At 72.0% G+C, this 24,993-nt stretch carries 23 protein-coding genes; 17 read left to right on the top strand and 6 right to left on the bottom strand.

What is annotated here, in order from left to right; all coding sequences use genetic code 11:
- Nucleotides 1-35 precede the first annotated feature (35 nt).
- From ACIGXO_RS01340 to ACIGXO_RS01330, 3 genes are read left to right on the top strand one after another with little or no spacing between them, the layout of a single operon-like run.
- Nucleotides 36-599 (top strand): hypothetical protein, encoded by a 564-nt coding sequence (locus tag ACIGXO_RS01340; RefSeq protein WP_399778817.1) that lies wholly within the window; start codon nucleotides 36-38, stop codon nucleotides 597-599.
- Nucleotides 596-1,720 carry a catalase family peroxidase gene (locus ACIGXO_RS01335; RefSeq protein WP_399778816.1) on the top strand — a complete coding sequence of 375 codons (1,125 nt, stop codon included), beginning with the start codon at nucleotides 596-598 and terminating at the stop codon, nucleotides 1,718-1,720. Before ACIGXO_RS01340 ends, ACIGXO_RS01335 begins: the two co-directional genes overlap by 4 nt.
- Entirely contained in the window at nucleotides 1,717-2,262 is a 546-nt protein-coding gene (locus ACIGXO_RS01330) for a cytochrome b (RefSeq protein WP_399778814.1), read from the top strand. Before ACIGXO_RS01335 ends, ACIGXO_RS01330 begins: the two co-directional genes overlap by 4 nt.
- On the opposite strand, the gene ACIGXO_RS01325 is transcribed toward ACIGXO_RS01330, so the two are convergent.
- On the bottom strand, nucleotides 2,249-3,529 hold the full coding sequence (locus tag ACIGXO_RS01325) for a cytochrome P450 (RefSeq protein WP_399778812.1): 1,281 nt from the start codon (nucleotides 3,527-3,529) through the stop codon (nucleotides 2,249-2,251). The two genes, ACIGXO_RS01330 and ACIGXO_RS01325, sit on opposite strands and share 14 nt — an antisense overlap.
- 50 nt (nucleotides 3,530-3,579) lie before the next feature.
- On the bottom strand, nucleotides 3,580-4,899 hold the full coding sequence (locus ACIGXO_RS01320; protein ID WP_399779919.1) for a glutamine synthetase family protein: 1,320 nt from the start codon (nucleotides 4,897-4,899) through the stop codon (nucleotides 3,580-3,582).
- A 280-nt stretch (nucleotides 4,900-5,179) separates the two neighbouring features.
- Here ACIGXO_RS01320 and ACIGXO_RS01315 point away from each other — a divergent pair, with 280 nt between their 5' ends.
- Genes ACIGXO_RS01315 through ACIGXO_RS01285 form a run of 7 tightly spaced genes read left to right on the top strand, consistent with a single transcriptional unit; the run spans nucleotide 5,180 to nucleotide 11,339 of the window.
- Entirely contained in the window at nucleotides 5,180-5,368 is a 189-nt protein-coding gene (locus ACIGXO_RS01315; RefSeq protein WP_399778810.1) for a ferredoxin, read from the top strand.
- A 3-nt stretch (nucleotides 5,369-5,371) separates the two neighbouring features.
- Nucleotides 5,372-6,589 (top strand): NAD(P)/FAD-dependent oxidoreductase, encoded by a 1,218-nt coding sequence (locus ACIGXO_RS01310; protein ID WP_399778808.1) that lies wholly within the window; start codon nucleotides 5,372-5,374, stop codon nucleotides 6,587-6,589.
- A gap of 15 nt (nucleotides 6,590-6,604) precedes the next feature.
- Complete coding sequence (locus ACIGXO_RS01305; RefSeq protein ID WP_399778806.1) at nucleotides 6,605-7,411, top strand: acetoacetate decarboxylase family protein; 807 nt, start codon at nucleotides 6,605-6,607, stop codon at nucleotides 7,409-7,411.
- A 31-nt stretch (nucleotides 7,412-7,442) separates the two neighbouring features.
- A complete protein-coding gene (locus tag ACIGXO_RS01300) occupies nucleotides 7,443-8,906 on the top strand; it encodes an aldehyde dehydrogenase (RefSeq protein ID WP_399778804.1) in 1,464 nt (487 codons plus the stop codon).
- Nucleotides 8,899-9,825 (top strand): 3,4-dihydroxyphenylacetate 2,3-dioxygenase, encoded by a 927-nt coding sequence (locus ACIGXO_RS01295; RefSeq protein ID WP_399778802.1) that lies wholly within the window; start codon nucleotides 8,899-8,901, stop codon nucleotides 9,823-9,825. The genes ACIGXO_RS01300 and ACIGXO_RS01295 overlap by 8 nt, the downstream gene beginning before the upstream one ends.
- Nucleotides 9,818-10,666, top strand: coding sequence for a fumarylacetoacetate hydrolase family protein (locus ACIGXO_RS01290; protein WP_399778800.1), 849 nt, complete (start codon nucleotides 9,818-9,820; stop codon nucleotides 10,664-10,666). Before ACIGXO_RS01295 ends, ACIGXO_RS01290 begins: the two co-directional genes overlap by 8 nt.
- A 55-nt stretch (nucleotides 10,667-10,721) precedes the next feature.
- On the top strand, nucleotides 10,722-11,339 hold the full coding sequence (locus ACIGXO_RS01285) for a TetR/AcrR family transcriptional regulator (protein ID WP_399778798.1): 618 nt from the start codon (nucleotides 10,722-10,724) through the stop codon (nucleotides 11,337-11,339).
- A gap of 7 nt (nucleotides 11,340-11,346) precedes the next feature.
- On the opposite strand, the gene ACIGXO_RS01280 is transcribed toward ACIGXO_RS01285, so the two are convergent.
- Together ACIGXO_RS01280 and ACIGXO_RS01275 are read right to left on the bottom strand one after the other, a co-directional pair.
- Nucleotides 11,347-12,234: a serine hydrolase gene (locus tag ACIGXO_RS01280; protein ID WP_399778796.1), complete on the bottom strand. Its 888-nt coding sequence runs from the start codon at nucleotides 12,232-12,234 to the stop codon at nucleotides 11,347-11,349.
- 23 nt (nucleotides 12,235-12,257) lie between these two features.
- On the bottom strand, nucleotides 12,258-13,124 hold the full coding sequence (locus ACIGXO_RS01275; protein WP_399778794.1) for a LysR family transcriptional regulator: 867 nt from the start codon (nucleotides 13,122-13,124) through the stop codon (nucleotides 12,258-12,260).
- Nucleotides 13,125-13,229: 105 nt separating this feature from the next.
- Here ACIGXO_RS01275 and bla point away from each other — a divergent pair, with 105 nt between their 5' ends.
- The gene (gene bla, locus ACIGXO_RS01270; RefSeq protein WP_399778792.1) at nucleotides 13,230-14,144 is read left to right on the top strand and encodes a class A beta-lactamase; all 915 of its coding nucleotides are present in this window, start codon (nucleotides 13,230-13,232) and stop codon (nucleotides 14,142-14,144) included.
- A gap of 74 nt (nucleotides 14,145-14,218) precedes the next feature.
- Here the strand turns inward: bla and ACIGXO_RS01265 are convergent, their stop codons facing one another.
- Nucleotides 14,219-16,882: a PA14 domain-containing protein gene (locus ACIGXO_RS01265; RefSeq protein WP_399778790.1), complete on the bottom strand. Its 2,664-nt coding sequence runs from the start codon at nucleotides 16,880-16,882 to the stop codon at nucleotides 14,219-14,221.
- A 146-nt stretch (nucleotides 16,883-17,028) separates the two neighbouring features.
- On the opposite strand from ACIGXO_RS01265, the gene ACIGXO_RS01260 reads away from it, so the two are divergent.
- The 5 genes from ACIGXO_RS01260 (at nucleotide 17,029) to ACIGXO_RS01240 (ending at nucleotide 22,846) form a co-directional block, all read left to right on the top strand.
- Nucleotides 17,029-18,045, top strand: coding sequence for a LacI family DNA-binding transcriptional regulator (locus ACIGXO_RS01260; protein ID WP_399778788.1), 1,017 nt, complete (start codon nucleotides 17,029-17,031; stop codon nucleotides 18,043-18,045).
- Between the two features lie 191 nt (nucleotides 18,046-18,236).
- The gene (locus tag ACIGXO_RS01255) at nucleotides 18,237-19,337 is read left to right on the top strand and encodes an ABC transporter substrate-binding protein (RefSeq protein WP_399778786.1); all 1,101 of its coding nucleotides are present in this window, start codon (nucleotides 18,237-18,239) and stop codon (nucleotides 19,335-19,337) included.
- Nucleotide 19,338: 1 nt separating this feature from the next.
- Entirely contained in the window at nucleotides 19,339-20,862 is a 1,524-nt protein-coding gene (locus ACIGXO_RS01250) for a sugar ABC transporter ATP-binding protein (RefSeq protein WP_399778784.1), read from the top strand.
- Nucleotides 20,859-21,821, top strand: a complete 963-nt coding sequence (locus ACIGXO_RS01245; RefSeq protein ID WP_399778782.1) for an ABC transporter permease — start codon at nucleotides 20,859-20,861, stop codon at nucleotides 21,819-21,821. The genes ACIGXO_RS01250 and ACIGXO_RS01245 overlap by 4 nt, the downstream gene beginning before the upstream one ends.
- The gene (locus tag ACIGXO_RS01240) at nucleotides 21,818-22,846 is read left to right on the top strand and encodes an ABC transporter permease (protein ID WP_399778780.1); all 1,029 of its coding nucleotides are present in this window, start codon (nucleotides 21,818-21,820) and stop codon (nucleotides 22,844-22,846) included. Before ACIGXO_RS01245 ends, ACIGXO_RS01240 begins: the two co-directional genes overlap by 4 nt.
- A gap of 17 nt (nucleotides 22,847-22,863) precedes the next feature.
- Here ACIGXO_RS01240 and ACIGXO_RS01235 read toward each other — a convergent pair whose 3' ends face one another.
- Nucleotides 22,864-23,439, bottom strand: coding sequence for a TetR/AcrR family transcriptional regulator (locus ACIGXO_RS01235; RefSeq protein ID WP_399779917.1), 576 nt, complete (start codon nucleotides 23,437-23,439; stop codon nucleotides 22,864-22,866).
- A 236-nt stretch (nucleotides 23,440-23,675) separates the two neighbouring features.
- Here ACIGXO_RS01235 and ACIGXO_RS01230 point away from each other — a divergent pair, with 236 nt between their 5' ends.
- Complete coding sequence (locus ACIGXO_RS01230; protein ID WP_399778778.1) at nucleotides 23,676-24,962, top strand: MFS transporter; 1,287 nt, start codon at nucleotides 23,676-23,678, stop codon at nucleotides 24,960-24,962.
- Nucleotides 24,963-24,993 lie beyond the last annotated feature (31 nt).

The following is a 24,993-nucleotide window of genomic DNA, read 5'->3' as shown; positions in this document are numbered from 1 at the left end:
GACAGGACACGGCACGACACGGACGGAGTACGTCGATGGGCGAGACGATGGGGCGGACGACGGCTGAGCAGGGGAGCCGGCGGACCGGCGGGCGCCGGGGAGCCGCGCGGGCCGGGCTCGGCCTGGCGGCGGGCGTCGGCGCCGCACTGCTGCTGGCGGCATGCGGGGGCGGCGGGGAAGCGGGGAGCGACGCCGCGGAGAAGGGCTCCTCGGCCAAGCCCTCGGCGACCGCCTCGCCCGAGGGCGGAAAGCAGGACGCCCGGCTGGCCACCCGGACCACCGAGCTGGGCAAGGTACTGACCGATGGCCGCGGCCACACGCTGTACACCTTCGACAAGGACACCGCGAAGACCTCGGCCTGCACCGGGAAGTGCGCCACGCTCTGGCCGCCGGTGACCGGGACCCCGCAGGGCGGTGCCGGCCTCCCCAAGGGCCTCGGCACGCTGGAGCGCCCGGACGGCGCCACCCAGGCCACGTACGACGGGCACGCGCTGTACCGCTTCGCCAAGGACACCGCGCCGGGCAAGACCGCCGGCGACGGGGTCAAGGGAGTGTGGCACGCCGTGGTGATCGAGCCGTCCGCTGACGATGCGTCATGAGTGAGGACACCTCACCACCGCAGGCGGCACCGCACCGCCCAGCACTCACCCGGCGGAGCGCGCTGCTCGGACTCGCCGCGGTCGGCGGCGTCGGCGCCGCGAGCGTCGGTGGTTTCGCCTACGCCGGCGGATGGCTGCCGCGGGGGGAGCGGCTGACCCCCGCCCGCTTCGCCGACCGCTTCGAGCAGGTCTACGGAAAGCACACCGGCTTCCGGCGCAACCACGCGAAGGGCGTGAGCGCCGCCGGGTACTTCACCGCCAACGGGGCGGGCGCGGAGGTGTCCAGGGCCACCGTGTTCGCGCCCGGCCGCACCCCTGTGACCGGCCGCTTCTCGCTCTCGGGCGGGTTGCCGGACGCCCCCGACGCCGCGCCCACCGTGCGGGGGCTGGGGCTGCTCTTCCACCTGCCGGACGGCGAGCAGTGGCGTACCGCGATGATCAACCTGCCGGTGTTCCCCGACAGCACGCCGCAGGGCTTCTATGCGCGGATGCTCGCGGCCAAACCGCTGCCGGAAACGGGCAAGCCGGACCCCGAGAAGATGGCCGCCTTTCTCGCCCGGCACCCCGAGACCGCCAAGGCGATGGCCATCGTCAAGCGGCACCCGCCCACCTCCGGCTTCGACGACAGCACCTACAACGCGCTGAACGCCTTCCGCTGCACCAACGACGCAGGCGACACCGTCCCCGTACGCTGGTCGCTGAAGCCGCTCCAGCCGGTCCGGCGGGGCGACGCGCCCCCGCCGCCCGGCCGCGACCACCTCTTCGACGCGCTGATCGCCAAGGTCGCGCAGGAGCCGTTGCGTTGGCGCCTGCTGCTGACGGTGGGCAGGTCCGGGGACCCCACCCACGACGCCACCAGACCGTGGCCCGATGACCGCCGCACGATCGACGCCGGGACGCTGACGATCGACTCCGTACACACAGAGGCGGTCGGCAACGCCCGGGACGTCAACTTCGATCCGCTGATCCTGCCGGACGGGATAGCGGCGTCGGACGACCCGCTGCTCAGCGCCCGTTCGGCGGTCTACTCCCGGTCGTTCACCCGCAGGGCGGGCGAGCCGAAGACACCGAGCCCGGTCGACGTCGCGAAGGCGCGGCGGACACAGGAGGAGCGGCGATGAGCGGAACGGAGAAGTTCGGCGTCCTCGCCCGCCTGCTGCACTGGAGCATGGCGGTCATGGTCGTCGCCATGCTCTTCATCGGCGCCGCCATGGTGGCCTCCCCGACCGCCTACGACGCGCTGCAGGACGTCCACCGGCCGCTGGGGATGCTGATCCTCGTCTTCACGGTGGTGCGGTTCGTGAACCGGCTCCGGCACCGGCCGCCGGCCCTCCCGCCGGCCATGGGCCGGTGGGAACGCGCGGCGGCGAAGGGCTCGGAGTACCTGCTCTACGCCCTGATGTTCGCGCTGCCGCTGATCGGCTGGGGCATGCTGTCGGCGGCCGGGTACCCCATCGTGCTGTACGGGCCGCTGCGCCTGCCGGGCCTCCTGCCGGCCGACCCGGCCCTGTACGCGCTGCTGCGGCAGGCGCACACGGTGCTGGCGTACCTGCTCTTCGCGGCCTTCCTGACGCACGCGTGCGCGGTGCTGTTCCACACCCTCGTCCTGCGCGACCGGCTCCTCGGCCGCATGACCTGGGGGCGGCGCGTCAGGCGAGGGTGACCTCGACGGGGAGCTTCTTGATGCCGTTGACGAAGTTGGAGCGGACACGGGGGACTTCGCCGGTGACGCGGATGTCGGCGATCCGCGGGATCAGCTCCTCGAACATGATGCGCATCTCGGTGCGGGCGAGGAGGTTGCCCAGGCACAGGTGCGGGCTGCCCTTGCCGAAGGTGACGTGGTCGTTGTTCTCGCGGGTCACGTCGAAGTCGTAGGGGTTGGTGAAGACCCGCTCGTCGCGGTTGCCGGAGGCGTACCACATGACGACCTTGTCGCCCTCCTTGATGCGCTTGCCGCCGAGCTCGACGTCGCGGGTGGCGGTGCGGCGGAAGTGGTACACGGGCGAGGCCCAGCGCAGGAACTCCTCGACCGCCGTGGGGATGAGCGAGGGGTTCTCGCGCAGCCTGTCGAGCTGGTCGGGGTTGTTGATCAGCGCGAGCATGGCGTGCGTGATGGAGTGCCGGGTGGTCTCGTTGCCGGCGACGACGAGCAGCAGGAAGTAGTTGTCGAAGTCCTGGGCGGAGAGCGGGACGCCGTCCCGCGGGGTCTGGTTGACCAGCCGGGAGATCAGGTCGGTGCCGTCGCCGCCGCGCCGCTGCCGGGCCAGCTCACGCCCGTACTCGAAGACCTCCAGGGAGGCGGGGGAGCGGAACGGCAGGTCGCGGTACCGCTCGCTCTCCTCGCTCTCCAGCAGTACGTCGGCGTAATCGGGGTCGGTGTGGCCGATGATGCGGTTGCCCCAGTCGATGAGCTGCTGGTTGTCCTCCGGCGGCACGTCCAGCAGCCGGGCGAGGACGTTGATGGGGAAGTCGGCGGAGACCTCCTTGACGAAGTCGAAACTCCCCTTGGCGAGCGCGGCGTCCAGCGTCTTCGCGGTCAGCCCGCGCAGGAAGTCCGCGTACTGGTTGATGGTGCTCGCGCCGAACTGGCGCTGTAGCAGGCTGCGCATCGCGCGGTGCCGGACGCCGTCCAGCTCCAGCATGGAGGCGCGCTTCTTGATCTGGTCCTCGTTGACCTCTTCGAGGTTGACGAACCTGGTGGAGGTGAAGGTCTCCGCGTCCCGGTCGACGCGGGCGATGTCGGAGTGCCGGGTGACCGACCAGAAGCCGGAGTTGGGCGCCTCCTCCGGCTGCCAGTGGACCGGGTCCTGGTGGCGCAGGGTGTGGAACATCCGCCACGGGGTGACGCCGTCGGTGAAGTTGTCCAGGTCGGCGAGGTTCACCTCGTCCAGGGGCAGCGGCTCGTGGACGTCGGGCAGGGTGCTGGTCATCGGTGGCTCCTTGCGGATGCGGGGGCGACGGGTACGGGCGGGCGCGTGGGTCAGAGGTGGTACGCGTACTCGGTGAACTCCCAGTCCGTGACGTGCTGCTGGAAGCGGGCGGCCTCGTTGCGCTTGTAAGCGAGGAAGGCCGAGGTGAAACCCTTGCCGAGGACCGAGGTGAGCGCGGTGTCGGCCTCGAAGGCGTCCAGCGCCGCGGGCAGTGTCATCGGCAGGGTCGCGGCCCGGGTGGTGTCGTAGCCGTAGCCCTCCAGGGGTGCGGGCGGCTCCTGGCCGGCCCGCACGCCGAGCAGTGCGGCCGCGAGGGCGCCGGCCAGCAGGAGGTACGGGTTGGCGCTGGCGTCGGCGAGGCGCAGTTCGAAGCGGGCGCCGGCGCCGCGCTCGGGCGGGATGCGGACCATGGCGCTGCGGTTGTCCAGGCCCCAGTCGATCAGCCAGGGGGCGAGGGTGTCGGGCCCGAACCGCTTGTAGGAGTTGACCGTGGGGTTGAGCAGTGCGGTCAGCGCGGGGGCGTGGGCGAGGACGCCGGCGATGGCGTGCCGGGCCGTGGCGGAGAGTCCGTGCGGCGCGGCGGGGTCGTCGAAGGTGTTGCGGCCCTCGCCGTCCCGGCAGGAGACGTGGACGTGGAAGCCCGAACCGCCCTCGTCGTTGAAGGGCTTGGCCATGAAGGTGGCCAATCGGCCTTCTGTACGGGCGAGTTCCTTGACGGCGGCCTTGAAGCGGAAGGCCCGGTCGGCGGCGTCGAGCGCGGGGGAGTGGGTCAGGTTGATCTCGAACTGGCCCGGGCTGAACTCGTGGTTGCCCATGCTGACGCCGATGCCGAGGTCGCGCAACTGCCGCAGGGTACGCAGCAGATGGCCGTCCGGGTCGCCGCGGCGGCCCGCGGTGTAGACGTTGCCGGGGGCCTCGGCGTACCGCTTCCAGCCCGAGGGCGAGCCGGGGTCCGGCTCGCACAGGAAGTACTCCAGCTCGGGCCCGACCACCGGGGCCAGCCCCTCCTCGGCGCACTGGGCGAGCACGTGGCGGAGCAGGTCGCGGGGGGATTCGGGGGCGGGTGAACCGGTGGCGGGGTCGAGCACGTCGCCGAGACACCAGGCGACGCCCGGCTCCCAGGGCAGCGGGACCAGCGTGTTCAGGTCCGGGCGGACGGCGATGTCGGGCAGGCCGGCGTCCAGGCCGCCCGCGACCTCGACGACGTCGCCCTGCGGGCTGGTGTGGTAGACGGCCCGGCAGAAGGCGAGTCCGTGGTCACAGGCCGAGGGCAGGTGGTCCAGCAGGACGTCGCGGGCGCGGTCGGTGCCGATGAGGTCGGGATAGGCGACGCGGATGACGTCGATGCCGTCGGCGGCCAGTCGGTCCATGTGCCGGCGGATCGCGGGGAAATCGATCGCGGGGGAATCGGGAGCGCTCACCAGTGTCTCCTCGGAGGGGCGGGAACGGTGGCGGGGAAGGGAGTGGGGCCGCGCTGGGGAGCAGCCGGGGCCTCATTTGAAGCCAAACGGTAGGGAGCGGCAGAGGGGACCGCAAGGGTCGGGCGGCAAAAATTTATCCATACGGATAGGTGTTGACCGCGGGCCGGGGCCTCTCTACCTTGTTTGAGGTCAAACGAGTTCGTCGTTCCGCATCCTCAGGAGGCCGGCCATGAAGGTCGTCGTCGACATGAACAAGTGCCAGGACCACGGGCAGTGCGTCTTCGCGGCGCCCGATGTCTTCCGGCTCGACGAGGGCGGACGCCTCGCGTACGTCAGCGACCCGGACGACGCGCTGCGCGAGGACGTCGAGGAAGCCGCCGACGTCTGCCCGCTGCAGGCCATCCGGATCGAGGACTGACCGGTGGCCGCCCGCATCGTGGTGGCCGGCGCTTCTATGGCCGGCCTGCGCGCCGCCGAGCAGCTGCGCGCCGCCGGCTGGACCGGCCCGGTCACCCTGATCGGCGACGAGCCGCACATGCCGTACAACCGCCCGCCGCTCTCCAAGGAAGTCCTCGCGGGCAAGGCCCCGTTCGACTCCCTCGCCTTCCGGCCCCGCGCGAGCGTCGCCGACGTGGAATGGCGTCTCGGTACCCGGGTGCGGTCCGCCCGGCTCGCCGAGCGGACCGTGGAGCTGGCCGACGGCGAGCGACTGGCCTTCGACGGCCTGGTGATCGCCACCGGTATGCGGCCCCGGCGGCTGCGCTGCCCGGGCCCCGCAGCCGGCCGCCACACCGTCCGTACCCTCGCCGACGCCCAGGGCCTGCGCGCCGCGCTGACCCGGCCCGGCGCCCGGATCGTCGTGGTCGGCGCCGGCTTCATCGGCTGCGAGGTCGCCGCCACCGCCGTCGGCCTCGGCGCCGCCGAGGTCACCGTCGTCGACCCCGAACCACTGCCCATGCTGCGCCCCCTCGGCGAGCTGCCCGCCCGGCTGCTGCTCACGCGGCATCAGGAGCGCGGAGTGCGCTTCGCGCTCGGTACCGGCGTCACCGCCTTCGAGGGCGAGGACCACGTCACCGGTGTCGTACTCGGCGACGGCAGGGTGCTCCCCGCCGACGTCGTCGTCGAGGCGGTCGGCTCGGTGGCCAACACCGAATGGCTGGCCGGCAACGGCCTGGACCTGACCGACGGCGTCCTCACCGACGCACTGCTGCGGGCGGGCGGCCTGCCGTACGCGGTCGCCGTCGGCGACGTCGCCCGCTTCCCCAACGCCCGCTATGACAACGTCCCGCGCCGCGTCGAACACTGGTCGATCCCCGGCGACACCGCCAAGCGCGCCGCCAGGACCCTCGCGGCCCACCTCGCCTGCGCCGAGCCCGACCCCGCCCCCTTCGCGCCGTTTCCCACCTTCTGGAGCGACCAGCACGACTTCCGGCTGCAGTCCTTCGGCGCCCCGTCCCTCGGCCTGGACGACATCCGCGTCCTGGCCGGCGACCCGGACGGCGATGTGGTGGTGGGCTACCACGCCGACGGCCGGCTGGTCGGCGTCCTGGCCCTCGGCGGCCCGGCCGCCGCCTCCGCCGCCGCCCGTTACCGCGCCGAACTGCTCCAGCAGCCGGCCCCCAGCACCCAGCACGCCTGAAGGAGTCCGACCACCATGGCCAGCGTCCGCGGTTACTTCCACCCCAAGACGGCGACCGGTTCCGCCTCGCTCATCCCCTCGCCCCCCTGGCACTACTCCGGCGACCTGCTCACCGTCGAGTACCGCACCGACCCCGCGCGCGTCCGCGAGCTGCTGCCCGAACCGCTCGGCCTCGCCGACGAGGACCCCGGCGCCGTCGCCCTCATCTGGGCCGACTGGCAGTCCTGCGCCGCCTCGGGGGAAGAGCTGCTCGACCCCGTACGCGCCCAGTACAGGGAAGCCTTCGCGGTCGTCCGCTGCTCGTACCAGGGCCGTACCTACTCCCGCTGCGTATACATCTGGGTCGACAAGGACTTCGCGATCGCCCGCGGGCTGCACCAGGGCTACCCGAAGAAGCTCGGCTCGATCCACCAGACCCGCCCGCACCCCTACGGTCCCGCGCCGCGCATCGAAGCGGGCGCCCGCTTCGGCGCCACGCTCGCGGCCGCCGACCGGCGCCTCGCGCAGGCCGTCGTGACACTCCGCGAGGAGTCGGAGAGCAATGGCTTCGTCAACGGCCACCCGATGGCCCACCACCGCTGGCTGCCGTCCATCGAGCCCGGCAAGGGCCTCGCCCTGGACGAGCTGATCGAGTCCGGCGCCGCGTCCTTCGAGGCGGGCCCCGCCTGGCGCGGCGACGCCGAACTGGAGCTGTTCGAGGGGCCCACCGAGGAGCTGGCCCGGCTGGAGATCCGCGAGCCGATCGCCGCGTACTACCGCCAGGTCGGCGTCGTCTGGAACGGCGGCACCCTCCTGGAGTCCGGCACCTCCGCCGCCGAGTAACGCACTACAACCACCTTTCGGGAGACCGGACATGACCGCCCACCTCACCACCGTCGCCGGCGTCGCCGTCGACACCCGGCACTGGATCGGCGGCGCCCGCGTCGCCTCCGCCGCCACCTTCACCGATGTCTCGCCCGTCGACGGCGCGGCACTGGGCGAGATCGCCCGCGGCACCGCGACGGAGGCCGAAGCGGCCGTCGCCGCGGCGAAGGCGGCGTTCCCCGGCTGGGCCGCCACCCCGCGCGCCGAACGCGCCCGCCTCCTGCACGCCATCGCCGACGGCGTCGAGAAGCGCATCGAAGAGCTGGCGATCGTCGAGACCACCGACAACGGCGCGCTGCTGCGCTCGCACCGCCGCGGTGTGATGCCCCGCGTCGCGCACAACTTGCGCTTCTTCGCCGACTGGCTGCTGAAGCTGGACCACGAGGACTTCGAGACCCGAGGCCACACCAACCACGTCTCCTGGGATCCGGCGGGCCCCTGCGTGCTGATCACGCCGTGGAACGCACCGCTGATGCTCGCCAGCTGGAAGATCGCCCCGGCCCTCGCCGCCGGCAACACGGTGGTCCTCAAGCCCGCCGAGTGGACCCCGCTCACCGCCTCGCTCCTCGCCGACATCGCGCACGAGGCCGGATTGCCCGCGGGCGTGTTCAACGTCGTACAGGGCTACGGCGCCGAGGCGGGCAGCGCCCTGGTCGCCCACCCCGACGTACGCCGCATCAGCTTCACCGGCTCGGTACCGACCGCGAAAACCATTGCCGCGGCGGCCGCGGCCCACCTCGTCCCCACCAGCTTCGAACTGGGCGGCAAGTCCCCGCTGCTGGTCTTCGCCGACGCCGACCTGGACCTCGCCGTCGACCTGGCGGTGGAGCAGTACGACAACGCCGGGCAGGTCTGCCTGGCCGCGACCCGCCTCCTCGTCGAGTCCTCGGTGGCCGAGGAGTTCACCCGCCGGTTCGTCGAGAAGACAGCGCAGCTGCGGCAGGGCGATCCGCGCAACGAGACCACCGACATCGGCCCCAACATCCACCCCCGCCAGCTGGAGAAGATCGACGGCTTCGTACGGCGGGCGATCGCCGCCGGGGCGCGCGCGGTCATCGGCGGACACCGCAAGGACGGCCAGTACTACGCGCCGACCCTCCTCACCGACGTCGCCCAGGACTCCGAGATCGTCCAGGAGGAGGTCTTCGGCCCGGTCCTCACCCTGCAGACCTTCGAGACCGAGGAGGAAGCCGTCCGGCTCGCCAACGACACCCGCTTCGGCCTCGCCGCGACCGTCGCCACCGGCGACCAGGAACGCGCCGAGCGCGTCACCGAACAGCTCGTCGCCGGCACCGTCTGGGTCAACTGCTTCTTCGTCCGCGACCTCCAGGCGCCCTTCGGCGGCTCCCGCGAGTCCGGCGTCGGCCGCGAGGGCGGCACCTGGAGCTTCGACTTCTACTGCGACCTCAAGAACACCGTCACGTCGCCGAAGGGCCGGCACGACCATGGGTGAGATCGTCGGCGCCGGGCTGCTCGCGCACGTCCCCACCATCGTGCTGCCGGAGGAGACGCGGCGGGAGCTCAACGAGGGCAAGGAGATCACCCTCGTCACCGGCCTGCGGCAGCTCCGTAAGGACGTCTTCGAGACCGCCGACTACGACACCGTCGTCGTCCTGGACTCGCACTGGGCCACGACGGTGGAGTTCGTAGTCACCGCGCAGGATCGCCGCGCCGGTCTGTTCACCTCCGAAGAACTGCCGCGCGGCATGTGCCGGATGCCGTACGACTTCCCGGGCGACCCCGAACTGGCCGCGAACATCGCCCGGTTCGCCGACAAGCACGGCACCTGGATCACCCCGATCGACGACGACTACCTGCCCATCTACTACGCCACGATCAACCTCTGGAAGCACCTCGGCGAGGGCCTGCCCGACAAGAAGTGGATCTCCATCGGCGTCTGCCAGACCGGCGACATGGAGGACCACCTGCGGCTGGGCCGCGCCCTGGCCGACGGCATCGCCGCCACCGAGGGCCGCAAGGTCCTGGTGATCGCCTCCGGTGCCCTCTCGCACACCTTCTGGCCGCTGCGGCAGCTCCGCGACCACGAGGCCAGCGACCCCGTCCACATCTTCAGCCCCGAGGCGCGCGCCGCCGACGAGCAGCGCATCGCCTGGTTCAAGGACGGCCGCCACGGCGAGGTGCTGCGCACCATGCCGGACTTCTGGAAGTACAAGCCCGAGGCGAAGTTCTTCCACTACCTGATGCTGGCCGGCGCGCTGGGCGAGGCGGCCTGCACCGCCCGCGGGCGCCAGTACGGGGAGTACGAGAACTCCGTCGGCACCGGCCAGGTCCATCTGTGGTTCGACCGTCCCGCGGACGGCTGGACCGCGCCCCGCCCCGCCCACATCCTTACGGAGACCACCCATGCCTGAGTACCGCCGCATCCTCCTCGACGGCGCCGTCGCCGAGACCGTCCGCGAGGGCGAGGAGCTGGTGGCAGGCGACGGCCGCCGCGTCAAGGCCGACGACGCCCGGCACCTGCCGCCCGTCGTCCCCTCCAAGATCGTCGCGGTCCACCTCAACCACCGCAGCCGGGTCGAGGAGTTCCAGATCAAGCTGCCCCCGACGCCCACGTACTTCCACAAGCCCACCTCCTCCCTCAACTCCCACCAGGGCGCGATCGTCCGCCCCGAGGGCTGCAAGTGGCTCAACTACGAGGGCGAGGTCGCCATCGTCATCGGCAGGACCGCGCGCAACATCGCACCGGCCGACGCGGCGGAGTACATCGCGGGCTACACCGTCGCCAACGACTACGGCCTGCACGACTTCCGCGACACCGACGCCGGCTCCATGCTCCGCGTCAAGGGCTCCGACACCCTCTGCCCGCTCGGCCCCGGGCTGGTCACCGACTGGGACTTCCGCGGCAAGTACCTCCGCACCTATGTCAACGGCGAGCTCGTCCAGGACGGCTCGACCGACGAGATGCAGTGGGACATGCACTACCTCGTCGCCGACATCGCCCGCACCATCACCCTGTACCCCGGCGACGTCCTGCTCTCCGGTACGCCCGCCAACTCCCGGCCCGTACAGCCCGGCGACGTCGTCGAGGTCGAGGCCGAGGGCCTGGGCCGGCTCACCAACCACATCGTGACCGGCCCGGCCGCCATCCGCGGCGACGTCGGCGCCCAGCCCACCGAGTCCGAGGAGGTCCGCTCCACCGCGCTCGGCGGCGACTGGGAATTCCGCGGCATCCGCCCGCCGAAGCGGGGCTGATGGCCGGTTCGCCGGGCCGCCCGGCCCCGCGTGACCTGTGGATAGGCTGGCCGCCATGACGGAAGCAGCCAAGCAGGCACGCGGCCGCCGCGGCCACCGGGAGGTGGGGTACGGCGAGGGCCGGGAGGCCCTGCTCAACGCGGCGGTACGGGTCGTGGCGCGGGGCGGCCTGCGCAAGCTGACCTACCGGGCGGTCGCCGAGGAAGCCGGCGTCACCCACGGCCTCGTCGTGCACCACTTCGGGTCCCGCGACGCGCTGATCGAGGAGGCGCTGGGGTACGTCGTGCGGCAGAGCCTGAGCAGCAGCCTGCTGGAGCCGGGCACCGGCAGGCCCGAGGACTTCGCGGCCGGCGTCTCCGCCATGGTCGAGACCGGGCCCGATCCCCAGGTGTTCCAGTACGAGCTGCTGCTCGAAGCGCGCCGCCGCCCGGACCTGCTGCCCCAGGTGCGCGGCCTGTACGACGCGTACTTCGACGCCACCGCGCGCGAACTCTCCCGCATGCTCCCGCACGATCCGAGCCCCGCCCTCGCCCGCCTCATCTTCGCGGCCCTGGACGGCCTCGTCCTGCACCAACTGACCCTCGGCGACGCGGCGGACACGGCGGCAGCACTCGACGAACTGCGTGCGTTGCTGGGACGACTGGCGACCGGGGAAGAGGAGAAGCGGGCCTGAGCCCCGCTCACGTGCCCGCGTTCCCCCGGAGTTCCTCCACGGCGGTGCGGGCCGCCGTGCCGATCACCGCGTCGGCGCGTGGCAATACGGCGTCGGCGCGGGCCGCCTGGGTGAAGACCACGGCGGTGTACGCACTGCCGTCGGGCAGTTCGACCACGCCCGCCTCGTGCCGCATCGAGCCGAACGTGCCGGTCTTGCCCGACACGGTCACGTCGTCGTACGGGAACCCGGACGCCAGCCGGTGCCGCCACGGCTGCCGGCCCATGACCTCGCGCATGAACGCGCAGCGCTCGGGGGACGCGGCGCGCCCGGTCCAGATCGCGCGCAGCAGCCGCGCCATGTCGGCGGGCGTGGTGGCGGCCTTCGACAAGGGGTTGTAGACCACCTCGGGCACGGTGTCGTCGTTGTCGGCCAGCCGCGCCATCGCGGCCGGCAGCGAGTCCGTACCGGTCTCCGTGAGCAGCCGGTCCCAGGTCCCCGCGACACCGCCGTGGATACGGGTGTCCGGCATGCCGAGGTCGCGGCAGACCTCGTCGACCACCGAGGTGCCGATCGTGCGGAGCACCGCGTCGGCCGCCGTGTTGTCGGAGACGCTCATCATCATGACGACCAGGTCGCGCAGCGACATCGTGACGGCGTCCCGCAGGATCGAGATGCCGGTGGGACCCGCGACCCGGTCCGGCGGCTCCAGTGTCAGCCGCTCGCGCGGGTCGAGCTCGCCGGCGTCCGCCAGCCGGCAGAAGGCCACCATCAGCGGCACCTTGTAGACCGAGCCCATGGGCACCGCCTCGTCGGGGTCGATGGTCACCTGCGCCGAGGGCCGGTCCAGCTCCGCCACATGCAGCCAGCCGCGCACGCCCGCGTCGGCGAACATCTCGCGGATCGTGCGCTCCACGCCGCTTCCCCGCCTCGTCCCGCTCATGTCGCCGCCTGCCGTTCGAGGGTGTCCACCAGCAGCTGGGCGGTGTCCGCCGTCTCCGCCGCGTCCGGCCGCCGCGGGTCCCACACCACCCGCAGCCGCAGCGGCAGCGCCGGATCGGTCGCCGGTCTGCGCTCCACGCCGTCCGCGGTCAGCGTCGCGTCGGCGGTGACCAGTACCGCCTGGCCCGCCGCGACGAGCGCGAGCCCGGCGCGCTCGTCGGACACCACGACGGTCTCCACCCGCCGCCCGCGGCTGGCCAGCGTGTCGACGAACAGATCGTGGGCGGCGGGCGCCTCCTCGCGGGGCCGCACGGCGACGGGCAGTCCACGGGCCGGGGCCCGGCCGTGCGTGTCGGTGGGGGAGAGCACCCAGGTCGGGAAGAGCACCACTCGCCCGGCGGCCAGGCCGTGCAGCACCGCCGGGTGCCGGATCACGGCGAGGTCGAGCCGGCCCGCCGCGATGTCGGAGAGCAGCGTGGCGGTCGGTGCCGTCAGTACCCCTATGCGGTTCTGTTCGCCCGCGCGTACCGGTGCCGCCGCCACGGCCGCCGCGAGCCCCGCCGGTACCTCCGGCGCCAGGCCGAGCCGGAGCCGACGGCCGTCGGCGTGCTCCCGGGCGCCGAGCTCCCGCAGCTCCCCGAGCGCGGCGAGCGCCCTGCGCGCGTGCGGCAGCAGCAGCGACCCCTCGTCGGTCAGCACGACGCCCCGGGTGCGGTCGAACAGCCGCACCCCGAGCAGCGCCTCCAGCCGGCGCAGCCCCTGCGACAGGGGCGGCTGGGTGATCCCCACCCGCTGCGCGGCGGCCCCGAAGTGCTCCTCCTCCGCCAGCGCCACGAAGATTTCCAAGTGCCGTTCCGTCAGCATTCCACTCGTTCCACTCCCGTGGCGTGCGGCGATATCTTCTGCGAATCGATCGTGAGTCGAGAGCATATTCGACATGGGAGGGAGCGGCGCGTTTCACTCACGGGCATGAGACGAGTGACTCCGTCCCGCCGCACGGTTCTGGCCCTCGGCGCGGGCACCGCGCTGTCCGTCGCGCTCCCCGCGTGCGGCACGGCCACCGCCGACGTACCGCACGGCAAGGGGATCTCCGGGCAGCTGAAGCGACTCGAGCGGGAACACGACGCGCGGCTGGGGGTGTTCGCCCGCGACCTGGCCACCGGCCGCACCGTGCGGTACCGCGCGGACGAGCGCTTCCCGATGTGCTCGGTGTTCAAGGGTCTCGCCGCCGCTGCCGTGCTGCGCGACCTCGACCACGACGGCGAGTTCCTGGCCGAGCGCATCCACTACACGAAGAAGTACGTCACGGACGCCGGCTACGCGCCGATCAGCAGCGAACCGGAGAACGTCGCCCACGGCATGACCGTCGCCGAACTGTGCGCCGCCGCCGTCAGCCACAGTGACAACGGCGCGGCCAACCTCCTCCTGCGCGAGCTGGGCGGCCCCACCGCCATCACCCGCTTCTGCCGTTCCCTCGGAGACGGGGTGACCCGCCTCGACCGGTGGGAACCCCAGCTCAACTCGGCGGAACCCTGGCGCACGACCGATACCACGACTCCGCGCGCCATCGGCACGACCTACGGCCGCCTCGTCGTCGGCCGCGCCCTCGCCGCCGAGGACCGGAAGCGGCTGAAGGGCTGGCTGATCGCGAACACGACCAACACCAAGCGCTTCCGCGCCGGCCTGCCCGAGGGCTGGATCACGGCGGACAAGACCGGCGGCGGAAGCGAGTACGGCGTCGCCAACGACGTGGGCGTCGCCTGGCCACCCGGCCGCTCCCCGGTCCTGCTCTCCGTGCTGTCCACCACGCACGCGCCCGAAGGCCCCTCCGACGACGCACTGGTCGCGAAGGCCGCGGAACTGGTGGCGGCGACGCTGGTCTGAGCCGCAGCCGGAACGACACGGGACGGCCCCGTCCTGCCGGTACCGGCAGGGCGGGGCTCAGGCATCCCCGCTGATCAGCGGCAGCCCGCGGGGGTCGCCTGTGAGGCGTCGTGGATCAGCGCCTCATGCGCGGCCTTGAGCCGCTGCACATCCGGCTTGACCACCTTGCGGTCGTACGTCACCAGGCCGTTCAGCTCGCCCTCGACGTCCGAGATCTGCGTGTAGACGGCGCCGTTGCCACCCCGGCAGGCCAGCTGCCGTACCTCGTCGAGCTTGGTGAGGTAGTCGTCCGTGTAAGTCGCCGGGTCCACGTCGACGTACGACTGCTGCACCGACCACGCGTGACCGGGCACGCCGAGTCCGAGGCCGCCGTACTCGCCGCTGACCAGGGCCCGTTCGCCGTCGGGGTGCGGGGGCAGGGCCGGGCTCGGGTAGCCGTGCTCGTCCATGATGTCGCCGGTGCCGCCGTCCCGTCCGAGGTTGAGGCCCGACTGGCCGTTGATGAGCCGCGTCGGGTCCCAGGACTTGGCCTGGTCGGCGATCCGGCCCTCGTCGTACTGGCCCCAGCCCTCGTTGAAGGTGACCCACATGATCACCGACGGGTGGCTGTCATGCTGGTCGATCATCGTCTTCATCTCCCGCTCGTACTCGGCGCGGGACGCGGCGGACGGATTGACGCCCGCCGTCATGGCCGGCATGTCCTGCCAGACGAGCAGGCCCAGCTTGTCCGCCCAGTAGAACCAGCGGTCGGGCTCGACCTTGATGTGCTTGCGCACGGAGTTGTAGCCCAGCTGCTTGTGCAGCTTCAGGTCGTACGCCAGCGCCTCGTCCGTCGGCGCCGTGTGCAGTCCGTCCGGCCAGAAACCCTGGTCGAGCGTGGCCATCATGAAGACCGGCTTGCCGTTGAGCACGGTGCGCGGCGTGCCGTCGATCTTCTCCACGGCGATGGAGCGCATCCCGAAGTAGCTGCCGACGCGGTCGCTGCCGACGCGCACCTTCAGCCCGTACAGGAACGGGTCGTCGGGGGACCACAGGTGCGGGTCCTTGATGCGCAGCGTCAGCGGCTCGCCCGTCCGGCCGCTCACCGTCGCCACCGGGCGCTTGCCGTCGTACGCGGTCGCGGTGACCGGAACGCCGTCCCGCACGCCCCGCGCCTCGACCGCGACCGTGCCGTCCGCGACCTTCGGGGTGATCTTCAGGGAGTCGGCGTGGTCGGCGGCGACCGGCTCCATCCACACCGTCTGCCAGATGCCGGAGGAGGGGGTGTACCAGATGCCGCTCGGGTCCAGGCGCTGCTTGCCGACCGGCGGGTTCTCACCGTTCTTCGCGTCGGTCGGGTCGTAGACGCCGACGATCAGCTCCTGGGTCTTTCCGGGCTTCAGTGCGTCGGTGATGTCGGCGCTGAACTTGTCGTAACCGCCCTTGTGCGCGGCCACCTTGGTGCCGTTGACGTACACCTCGGCCTGCCAGTCGACGGCCCCGAAGTTCAGCTGGAGCCGCTTGCCGCTGCCCACCTGCCAGCCGGGCGGCACCGTGAACGTACGGCGGTACCACATCCGGTCCTCGTGCCGCTCGATGCCCGAGAGCTGCGACTCGACCGGGTAGGGCACCAGGATCTTCTCGCCCAGCTTCTTGCCGACGGGCGGCCGCTCGCCGGCCTTGGCGGCGGCGAACTGCCAGGAGCCGTTGAGGTTGCGCCAGGCGTCGCGCGTCAGCTGCGGGCGCGGGTACTCGGGATGCGCGTTCTTCTCGCTCACCTCGTCGGCCCACTTGGTGCGCAGCTCGTACGTGGACCTGTTCGCACCGCTGGACCAGAACCGGCCGATCCGCTCGCCGTCCGCGCGGGCCAGACCCGCCTCGCCGTCGTAGCGGACCTCGACGTCACCGCGCGCGGTACCGCTCTTGTTGCCGACGACCGGCTCCTTGAGCCCGACGAGCAGCGCCTTGGGGTCGGCCGGGTCCGCCTTCGCCGCGCCCAGCGGCCAGGTGCTGCCGCCGATGACCGCGTCGAGGTGGTCCGTCAGGCCGGCCGGCGGCGCGCCGAGCGCCTGCGGGAAGTCCAGCTTGAGGGTGCGGCCGTCGCCGAGGACGGTGGCGGCGGTCGCACCGTCGTAGTCGAAGCCGTCGGGCAGCCGGAACGCCGACTGCGGGACGGCGGCCTTGCTGCCGCCGGGCGGCGTCCAGCGCAGGTGCAGATTGGACCCGCCGTAGTGCTCGAAGTACTCGACCTTGATGTCGTACGCCTTGCCCGCGGTCAGCTCGACCGGCCGGGACGTCTGCTCCCTGTCCCAGTCGTCCACCCAGTGGTCGATGGCGATCTTGCCGTCGATCCACAGGCGGAAGCCGTTGTCGGCGGAGACGGAGAACGTGGTCGGACCGGTCTTCGCGGGGACGATCTTCCCGGTCCAGCGGACGCTGACGTCGTCCTGCTGCCCGGTCGCGTACCCGAGCCGGGGCTCGAGGTTGTCGAAGTCGAGGTCGGGGTCGACTCCGGTGGCCTTCAGCTGATGGAAGTCGAAGGCCCCGGGCGCGGATTGGGTGTAGTACTCGCCCTTGAGGCCGTGGACGGCGTCGGACCGTGGCTCGTCTGCCGCGGTGGCGGACGGTGCGGCGGCGAGTCCGGCGGCGCCCAGCGTCGCCGCGAGCAGCAGCGTGAGTCTGTCTCTGAAGCGGTTGGTGAACCGTGTGGTGCGCACAAATCCTCCTAGTCGAGGAAGGGTGGCGGCTCGTTGCAGCATTCTGTACAACGTTGGAAGGAGCGGCAGTTGGCATGACAGCACGGCTCCCCGATCCTGTCCAGGTGCGGCACAGAAGCCGGGCGGGGAGCGTTGCGCACGCCGGACGGGGGAGTGTTGCGCGCACCGTCGATACCGAGGAGATCCCTTTGCGAGTGAGCCTGAAAGACGTCGCGGAACGCGCCGGTGTCTCGATCAAGACCGTCTCGAACGTGGTGAACAACTACCAGCACGTCACCCCGGGAATGCGGGCCCGGGTCCAGGCCGCCATCGACGAGCTGGGCTACCGGCCGAACATGACGGCACGTCACCTGCGCAAAGGCCGCACGGGCATCCTCGCGCTCGCCGTGCCCGAGCTCGGCAACCCGTACTTCGCGGAGCTCGCGGGCGCCGTCATCGACGTCGCCGCCGAGCACGACCTGACCGTGCTGCTCGACCACACCGGCGGCGAGCGCGAGCGGGAGATGCTGGTCAGCCAGGGTTTCCGGGCCGGCGTCATCGACGGCCTGATCCTCAGCCCGCTGGAGCTGGAAGTCGAGGACCTGCGCGGCCGCGAGGACGACGTCCCGCTGGTGCTGCTCGGCGAGCGTGAGTACGACCTGCCGTACGACCACATCGCGATCGACAACGTCGCGGCCGCCCGGACGGCCGTCCGCCACCTGCTAGGCCGCGGCCGCAACCGCATCGCCTACCTGGGAGCGCGTACCGACTCGGCGAACCGCCCCGCGCACCTGCGGCTCGCGGGCTGGCGGGAGGAGCTGACGGCGGCGGGCGTGCCCGCGCCGGACAGCCTGATCGGCCCGACCGGGGGCTGGGACCGGGGGGACGGGGCCGAGGCGATGGCGCGGATGCTGGACGCCGGCGTGCGGCCCGACGCGGTGTTCGCGTACAACGACCTGGTGGCCATCGGCGCGATGCGGGTGCTGCACGAGCGGGGGCTGCGGGTGCCGTGGGACGTGGCGGTGGTCGGCTTCGACGACATCGCCGAGGGGCGGTTCGGCGCCGTCAGCCTGACCACGGTCTCGCCGGACAAGCGGTCCATCGCCCGGCTGGCCGTCGAGTCGCTGCTGCGCACGCTGGAGAACCGCGCGGAGGCGCCCGCGGGGCGGGAGCTGGTCGCGGAATTCCGGCTGGTGGAGCGGGAGTCCACGCTGGGGCGCCGGTGAGCGAAGTCGCCACCGTGGAGGGGCGGTTGCGCACGTCGCGCGAACCGAGCCGACGCCCGGTATTTCGTACGCGGAGGGTTGTCAGCGTTCTTGCAACGATGTAAAACCCTCACCTGAGCCACCAGTTGCCCGCACGTTCCGAAGTCCCCGCGAGCGTTCCGCGCGCCGGGGCCGTGCCATTTGGGGACACCATGAAGCCGATCTCCTCCCGTCGCCGCACCTCCGCGAGAGCCCTGCTCGCCACCGGCCTCATCACGGGCCTCGCGCTCGTCTCCGGCTGCGCCAAGTCCGAGGACGACGCCGCGGCGGACAAGAAGCCCGCCGCGCAGGGCGGCTCCGGCGGGGCCGCCGCCGCGTCGGGCACCGGCGCCGGCGGCAGGACCTGCACCCTCGACACCTTCGGCGGCAAGAAGCTCGACCTGAAGAACGCCACCGTCGGCTTCTCCCAGTCCGAGAAGGAGGCGAACCCCTTCCGGATCGCCGAGACCGCCTCCCTCAAGGCCGAGGCGGAAAAGCGCGGCATCAAACTGCTCACGGCCAACGGCCAGTCGCAGTTCTCCAAGCAGATCAGCGACGTGCAGGACCTCATCGCCAAGGGCGCGGACCTGCTGGTCATCGCGCCGCTCAACTCCGACGGCTGGGAGCCCGTACTGAGCTCGGCGCGCGCCCGGCACATCCCCATCGTGACCGTCGACCGCAAGATCAACGGCACGGCCTGCAAGGACTACGTCAGCTTCATCGGCTCGGACTTCGTCGAGCAGGGCAGGCGCGCCGCCGACCGGATGATCGAGGCGACCGGCGGCAAGGGTGAGATCGCCATCCTGCTCGGCGCCGCGGGCAACAACGTCACCACCGAACGCACCAAGGGCTTCGAGCAGCGCGTCAAGGAGAAGGCCCCGGGCCTGAAGGTGGTCTTCCAGCAGACCGGCGAGTTCTCCCGCGAGAAGGGCCAGTCGGTCACCGAGCAGCTCATCCAGTCCAAGCCCGGTATCGACGGGATCTACGCCGAGAACGACGAGATGGGCCTCGGCGCGGTCAACGCGCTCAAGGGCGCCGGCAAGCAGCCCGGCGACGTCAAGATCGTCACCGTCGACGGCACGCGCAGCGCCGTCCAGGGCATCGTGGACGGCTGGATCGACGGCGTCATCGAGTCCAACCCGCGCTTCGGCCCGCTCGCCTTCCAGACCCTGGACGCCTTCACCAGGGGCGAGAAGGTACCGCAGGACATCGTCATCAAGGACAGCGCGTACACGAAGGACAACGCCAAGGCCGACCTCACGAAGGCGTACTGAGGTGCTGTCGGTCACCGGCATCAGCAAGACCTTCCCCGGCGTATTGGCGCTCGACAGCGTCGACTTCACCGCTCGCGCCGGGGAGGTGCACGCCCTCATCGGCGAGAACGGCGCGGGCAAGTCCACCCTCATCAAGGTCCTGACCGGCGTGTACCGGCCGGACCCGGGGGCGGGCACGATGACGTACAACGGCGCCGAGGCATCCTTCGCCACCCCGCTCGAAGCGCAGCACGCGGGCATCTCCACCATCTACCAGGAGGTCAACCTCGTCCCCCTGATGAGCGTGGCCCGCAATCTCTTCCTCGGCCGCGAGCCGCGCCACCGCCTCGGCCTGATCGACTTCCGCCGGATGCACCGCGCGGCGGACGAGGCCCTGCGCGAGCTGGGCGTACGCGTCGACGTCCGCCGCCCGCTGCGCGAACTCGGCGTCGGCGCCCAGCAGATGGTGGCCCTGGCCCGCGCGGTCTCGGTGGACGCGCGCGTCGTCATCATGGACGAGCCGACCTCCTCCCTCGAACCGCGCGAGGTGCGGACGCTGTTCGGTGTGATCCGCATGCTGCGCGAGCGCGGCATCGCCGTCGTCTACGTCAGCCACCGCCTGGAGGAGCTGTACGAGATCTGTGACGCGGTAACCGTGCTGCGCGATGGCAGGACCGTTCACACGGGCCCGATGGCCGGCCTGGACCGGCTCCGGCTGGTCTCCCTGATGCTGGGCCGCGAGACCGGCGAGGTACGCGAGGAGGGCCGCACCGAATTCACCGGCGCCCACCATGCCATGGACACCGAACCAGTGCTCTCTGCGCGTAACCTGACGGTACGTCATCACATCCGGAATGTCGGTGTTGACGTACGTCCCGGTGAGGTCGTCGGCCTCGGCGGGCTGCTCGGCTCCGGCCGCAGCGAGACCGCGAAGGCGATCGCCGGCGCGCTGCCCCTGGACTCCGGGACCGTCGTGGTGGCGGGCGCCCCCGTCCGCACCGGCTCCTCACCCGCCGCGATCCGCGCCGGCATCAGCCTGCTGCCCGAGGACCGCAAGGCCGAGGGCATCGTGCCGGGCCTGTCGGTGCGGGAGAACATCGCGCTCGCGGCCCTGCCCCGGCTGTCCCGGTTCGGCCTGGTCGACGAGGCCCGGATCGACCGCATCGTCGACACCTTCGTCCAGCGGCTGCGCATCAAGGCGGCGGGGCCGCACCAGAAGGTCGGCGAACTCTCCGGCGGCAACCAGCAGAAGGTACTGCTCGCCCGCTGGCTCGCCATGCACCCGAAGGTACTGCTCCTCGACGAGCCGACCCGCGGCATCGACGTCGGTGCCAAGGCCGAAGTGCAACGGCTGATCGACGAGCTCGCCGCCGACGGCCTCGGCGTCCTGCTGATCTCCTCCGACACGGAGGAGCTGATCGAGGGCTCCGACCGGATCGTCGTCCTCAAGGACGGCGCCGTCGTCGAGGAGCTGACCGGCGAAGCGGTCACCGCCGACCGTCTGCTGCGGGCCATCGCGGCCGCGCCCGTGGGAGGCCCCGCATGACCCAACTGACCCTGGGCCGGGCCACCGCCGACCGCGACCGGCTCCGCCGCCGCCTCCAGGACTACGGCGTCTACCTGGGCGTCGCCGTACTCCTCCTGGTCAACGTGGCCTTCACCCCGCACTTCCTCTCCGCCGAGAACTTCCGCACCCAGGCCGTGCAGGTCGCGCCGGTACTGATCGTGGCGCTCGGCATGGCGCTGGCCATCGGCACCGAGGGCGTCGACCTGTCGGTCGGCTCGGTGATGGCCCTGGCCACCTCGCTCGTCTCGCTCTACCTCGGATACGGGCCGTGGACCGCGCTGCTCGTCGCGGTGGCCGGCGGCCTCGTCGTCGGCCTCGCGAACGGCTCGCTCATCGCCTTCGTCGGGGTGCAGCCGATCGTCGCCACGCTCGCCCTGATGGTGGCCGGGCGCGGCCTCGCGCTCGTCCTGCTGCCCCAGCTCAAGCAGGTGCACGATCCCGGTATGGCGGCCCTCGGCTCCGGTGCCGTACTCGGCATCCCCTACCTGGTGCTGATCGCCGCGGCCCTCGCGCTGCTCACCGCCTTCGTGGTGCGCCGCACGACCTTCGGCCGGCAGCTGCTCGCGATCGGCGACAGCCGCCCGGCCGCGCGCCTGGCGGGCCTGCCGGTACGCCGCGTACTGATCCTCGTCTACGCCGCCTCCGGGGCGCTGGCCGCGGTCGCCGGCGTGCTGGCCACGGCCCGGCTCACCGCGAGCGACCCCACCTCGCTCGGCACCCTGATGGAGCTGTCCGCGATCACCGCCGTGGTCGTCGGCGGCACCCCGCTCAGCGGCGGCCGCGTGCGCATCGGCGGCACCGTCGCCGGCGCCGTCCTGATCCAGCTGCTGACCGCCACACTCATCAAGCACGACCTGCCGCCGTCGTGGACCCAGATCGCCCAGGCCGTGGTGATCGTCCTCGCGGTCTACGCGGCCAGGGAACGGGGGAAGCGATGACCACCGCCGATGTCCGCGATCCGGTGCCGCGGGCGGCCGGGCCCGAGGAGGCGGCGGTCGATGCGCCGCGGCCCGCCGAGCGGCTGAGCGCGCTCGCCCAGCAGCACGGCGCGCTGGTGACCCTGGTACTGGCGGTGATCGCCGCGGCCCTCACCTTCGAACCCTTCCTGACGGCCGACAACCTCCAGAACATGGCCCTGTCCTCCGCGTTCCTCGCGGTCGTGGCGCTCGGCATGACGTTCGTGATCGTCACCGGCGGCATCGACCTGTCGGTGGGTTCGCTGTTCGCGCTCGGCGGCGTGCTCGCGGCGTGGGGCTCGCAGTACGGGACGGCGGTGGCGCTGCTGCTCCCGCTCGCCGTCTGCGGCCTCATCGGCCTGCTCAACGGCGTGTTGATCGCCCGCTCCCGGCTCGCCCCGTTCATCGTGACGCTCGCCGCGATGCTGGGCGCGCGCGGCCTGCTGCTCGCCGTCACGGACGAGGGATCGCAGACGTACCTCGTCGACAAGGGCACGTTCTTCGCGACGCTCGGGCAGGGCAGGCTGCTCGGGGTGGGCGTGCCGGTGTGGATCGCGCTGGTGCTGTTCGCGGCCGGCGCGCTGGTGCTCCGCCGCACCCGTTTCGGCCAGTACGTCTACGCGGTCGGCGGCAATGAGGACGCGGCGGCGCTGATGGGTGCGCCGGTCGCCCGGACGAAGATCACGGTGTACACGCTGTCCGGGCTGTGCGCCGGGCTCGCCGGGGCGCTGAACGCGGCCTGGCTGGTCTCCGGTGTCACGATCCTCGGCTCCGGCATGGAGCTGGAGGCGATCTCCGCGGTCGTCATCGGCGGCACGCTGCTGACCGGCGGCTCCGGCTTCCTCAGCGGCTCGCTGGTCGGCGTCCTCCTGCTGAAGGTCATCCAGAACGTCATCAACCAGATCGGCTCCCTGGACTCCGCCTACCAGCAGGTGGTCAGCGGTGCGTTCCTCGCGGTGGTCGTGATCGCCCAGACGTGGCTGGGGCGGCGGGGACGACGCACCTAACGCCCCCTGAACGGGGCTCAGTCCGCGGGCTCCGTCCGGCCCAGGAGCTGGAGCAGCGTGCGGAAGGCGGCCGACATGTCCACGGCCCCCGGGTCCAGCAGCCACTGGAACTGCATCCCGTCCATCACGGCGATCAGCAGCGGCGCCGCCTCCTCCGGCGTCCGGCCGCCGGGGAGCCGGTCGCCGAACTCCGCGCGCAGCGAGGCGGCCGCCGACTCGCGCACGGTCGCGTAGCGGTGGGCGAAGAACTCGCGCGCCGGGTGGTCCTCCCCGGTGACGCTCTCGCCGAGCAGCGCGGAGAAGGTCTGCACGATGCCCGGGCGCATGGCGTTGTACTCGACGAGCGAGGCGTACAGGTCCAGCGGCCAGGGCTCGCCGTGCCGCGGGGAGCCGCCGCCGGTGTCCCACGCGTCCCGTGCCTCCAGCACGGCGACGAGCAGCGCCTCCTTGGTCGGGAAGTGGTGCAGCAGACCCTGCTGGGTGATGCCGACCCGCTCGGCGACCGCGCTCAGTGAGGCGCCCCGGTAACCGCGCTCGGCGATCACCTCCAGCGCCGCCCGGAGGATCTCCGCGCGGCGGTCCGCACCGCGCACGGCCCGTCCCCGCCGCGCTTCCCGTTCGTCCGCCACGGACCGATCATTCGCTGCCACGGGCCGAGCCTAAACGACGAAACGGTCCGAACCCTTGAAGGTAACGAAGAGATTACGAAGCCTACCGCTTTACAGGTGACTGGGCCACGATGCTGCGAACCGCAGGGAGCCCGCCACGGGATGGCGTGATTCCTCCCTGCCTTCGAGCCGCTTTTTCACCTCAATGAGGAGGTACGGCAGTGGATCAGGCAGCTGTCCCCGCTCCGTCTTCGGCCACCACGTCCGACGGGCCCGCGAGCACCGACCCGGACGCGGAAAGAGCCCCGCGGGGCTTCGTACTCCGCCTGGGCCTCGCGAACTTCGGCCTCTACAGCGCCCTGCTGACGCCCGTCATCGTCACCATGGCGCTGCGCGTCGCGGACGTCGCACCGCACAACAAGGAATCGGTACTGGGCCTCGTGCTCGGTATCGGCGCGGTCCTCGCAGTGATCGCCAACCCGCTCTTCGGCAGGCTCTCGGACCGCACCCGCTCGCGCTTCGGGCGGCGCCGCCCCTGGCTCGTCGGCGGCCTCCTCGGCGGCCTGCTGGGTCTGGCGGTGATCGCCTTCATCCCCGCCGTCCCCGCCCTCGTCATCGGCTGGGCCGTCGTCCAGACCTCCTTCAACGCCGTGTACGCGGCCCTCATGGCGACCATCCCCGACCAGGTGCCCGAAGCCGCCCGGGGCAGCGCCTCCGGCGCCGTCGGCACCGGCCTCACCGCCGCCGTGCTGGCCGGCTCGGGCATCGCCGCGCTCAGCTCCGACGCCCGCGTGATGTTCCTGCTGCCGGCCGTCCTGACCGTGGTACTGGTCGGCTGGTTCGTGTGGAAGCTGGACGACCGCGCGCCGGCTGATGCACCAGAGCCGTTCTCCGCCAAGGAGTTCCTCGGCAGCTTCGTCTTCGACCCGCGCCGCAGCCCGGACTTCGGCTGGGCCTGGCTCACCAAGTTCATTGTCATGTTCGGGTCAGTCGCGCCGATGACCTACCTGGCCTACTACCTGCCCTTCCGGATGGGCGTGAGCGCCGCCGCCACGGCGAGCACCGTCGCCGTCCTGGTCGCCGCCGGCTACGCCGTCCAGTCCGTCACCGCCGCGGCCGGCGGCCGCGTCTCCGACCGCTTCGGCCGCCGCAAGCCCTTCGTCATTTCTTCCGGCCTCGTCGTTGCCGCGGGCCTGGCGCTGCTCGCCTTCGCCCCGGACCTCACCTGGATCATCGTCGCCCAGTGCGTCATGAGCGTCGGCGGCGGGCTCTTCTACGCCGTCGACATGGCGCTGATCACCCACGTCCTGCCCGACCCCGACAACGCCGCCAAGGACCTCGGCGTCGTCAACATCGCCAACGCGCTGCCGCAGTCCCTGATGCCGATGATCGCGCCCTTCCTCCTGGCGATCGGCGGGGGAGGGAACTACCCCCTGCTGTTCGGCGTGGCCGCGGCCGCCGCGCTCGTCGGCTCGGTGCTCGTCACCCGCATCAAGGGCGCACGATGAGCCGGCCCGCACCCGCCACGCCCTCCCCGCG

Source organism: Streptomyces sp. NPDC053542 (assembly GCF_044544685.1).
In the GTDB taxonomy this organism is placed as follows: domain Bacteria; phylum Actinomycetota; class Actinomycetes; order Streptomycetales; family Streptomycetaceae; genus Streptomyces.
This window is presented reverse-complemented; position numbering and strand designations above follow the sequence as displayed.

Coding starts and splice junctions, on each gene's coding strand:
- ACIGXO_RS01340 (WP_399778817.1), top strand. CDS start 36: ATGGGCGAGACGATGGGGCGGACGACGGCTGAGCAGGGGAGCCGGCGG.
- ACIGXO_RS01335 (WP_399778816.1), top strand. CDS start 596: ATGAGTGAGGACACCTCACCACCGCAGGCGGCACCGCACCGCCCAGCA.
- ACIGXO_RS01330 (WP_399778814.1), top strand. CDS start 1,717: ATGAGCGGAACGGAGAAGTTCGGCGTCCTCGCCCGCCTGCTGCACTGG.
- ACIGXO_RS01325 (WP_399778812.1), bottom strand. CDS start 3,529: ATGACCAGCACCCTGCCCGACGTCCACGAGCCGCTGCCCCTGGACGAG.
- ACIGXO_RS01320 (WP_399779919.1), bottom strand. CDS start 4,899: ATGGACCGACTGGCCGCCGACGGCATCGACGTCATCCGCGTCGCCTAT.
- ACIGXO_RS01315 (WP_399778810.1), top strand. CDS start 5,180: ATGAAGGTCGTCGTCGACATGAACAAGTGCCAGGACCACGGGCAGTGC.
- ACIGXO_RS01305 (WP_399778806.1), top strand. CDS start 6,605: ATGGCCAGCGTCCGCGGTTACTTCCACCCCAAGACGGCGACCGGTTCC.
- ACIGXO_RS01300 (WP_399778804.1), top strand. CDS start 7,443: ATGACCGCCCACCTCACCACCGTCGCCGGCGTCGCCGTCGACACCCGG.
- ACIGXO_RS01295 (WP_399778802.1), top strand. CDS start 8,899: ATGGGTGAGATCGTCGGCGCCGGGCTGCTCGCGCACGTCCCCACCATC.
- ACIGXO_RS01290 (WP_399778800.1), top strand. CDS start 9,818: ATGCCTGAGTACCGCCGCATCCTCCTCGACGGCGCCGTCGCCGAGACC.
- ACIGXO_RS01285 (WP_399778798.1), top strand. CDS start 10,722: ATGACGGAAGCAGCCAAGCAGGCACGCGGCCGCCGCGGCCACCGGGAG.
- ACIGXO_RS01275 (WP_399778794.1), bottom strand. CDS start 13,124: ATGCTGACGGAACGGCACTTGGAAATCTTCGTGGCGCTGGCGGAGGAG.
- bla (WP_399778792.1), top strand. CDS start 13,230: ATGAGACGAGTGACTCCGTCCCGCCGCACGGTTCTGGCCCTCGGCGCG.
- ACIGXO_RS01265 (WP_399778790.1), bottom strand. CDS start 16,882: ATGCTGCAACGAGCCGCCACCCTTCCTCGACTAGGAGGATTTGTGCGC.
- ACIGXO_RS01255 (WP_399778786.1), top strand. CDS start 18,237: ATGAAGCCGATCTCCTCCCGTCGCCGCACCTCCGCGAGAGCCCTGCTC.
- ACIGXO_RS01245 (WP_399778782.1), top strand. CDS start 20,859: ATGACCCAACTGACCCTGGGCCGGGCCACCGCCGACCGCGACCGGCTC.
- ACIGXO_RS01240 (WP_399778780.1), top strand. CDS start 21,818: ATGACCACCGCCGATGTCCGCGATCCGGTGCCGCGGGCGGCCGGGCCC.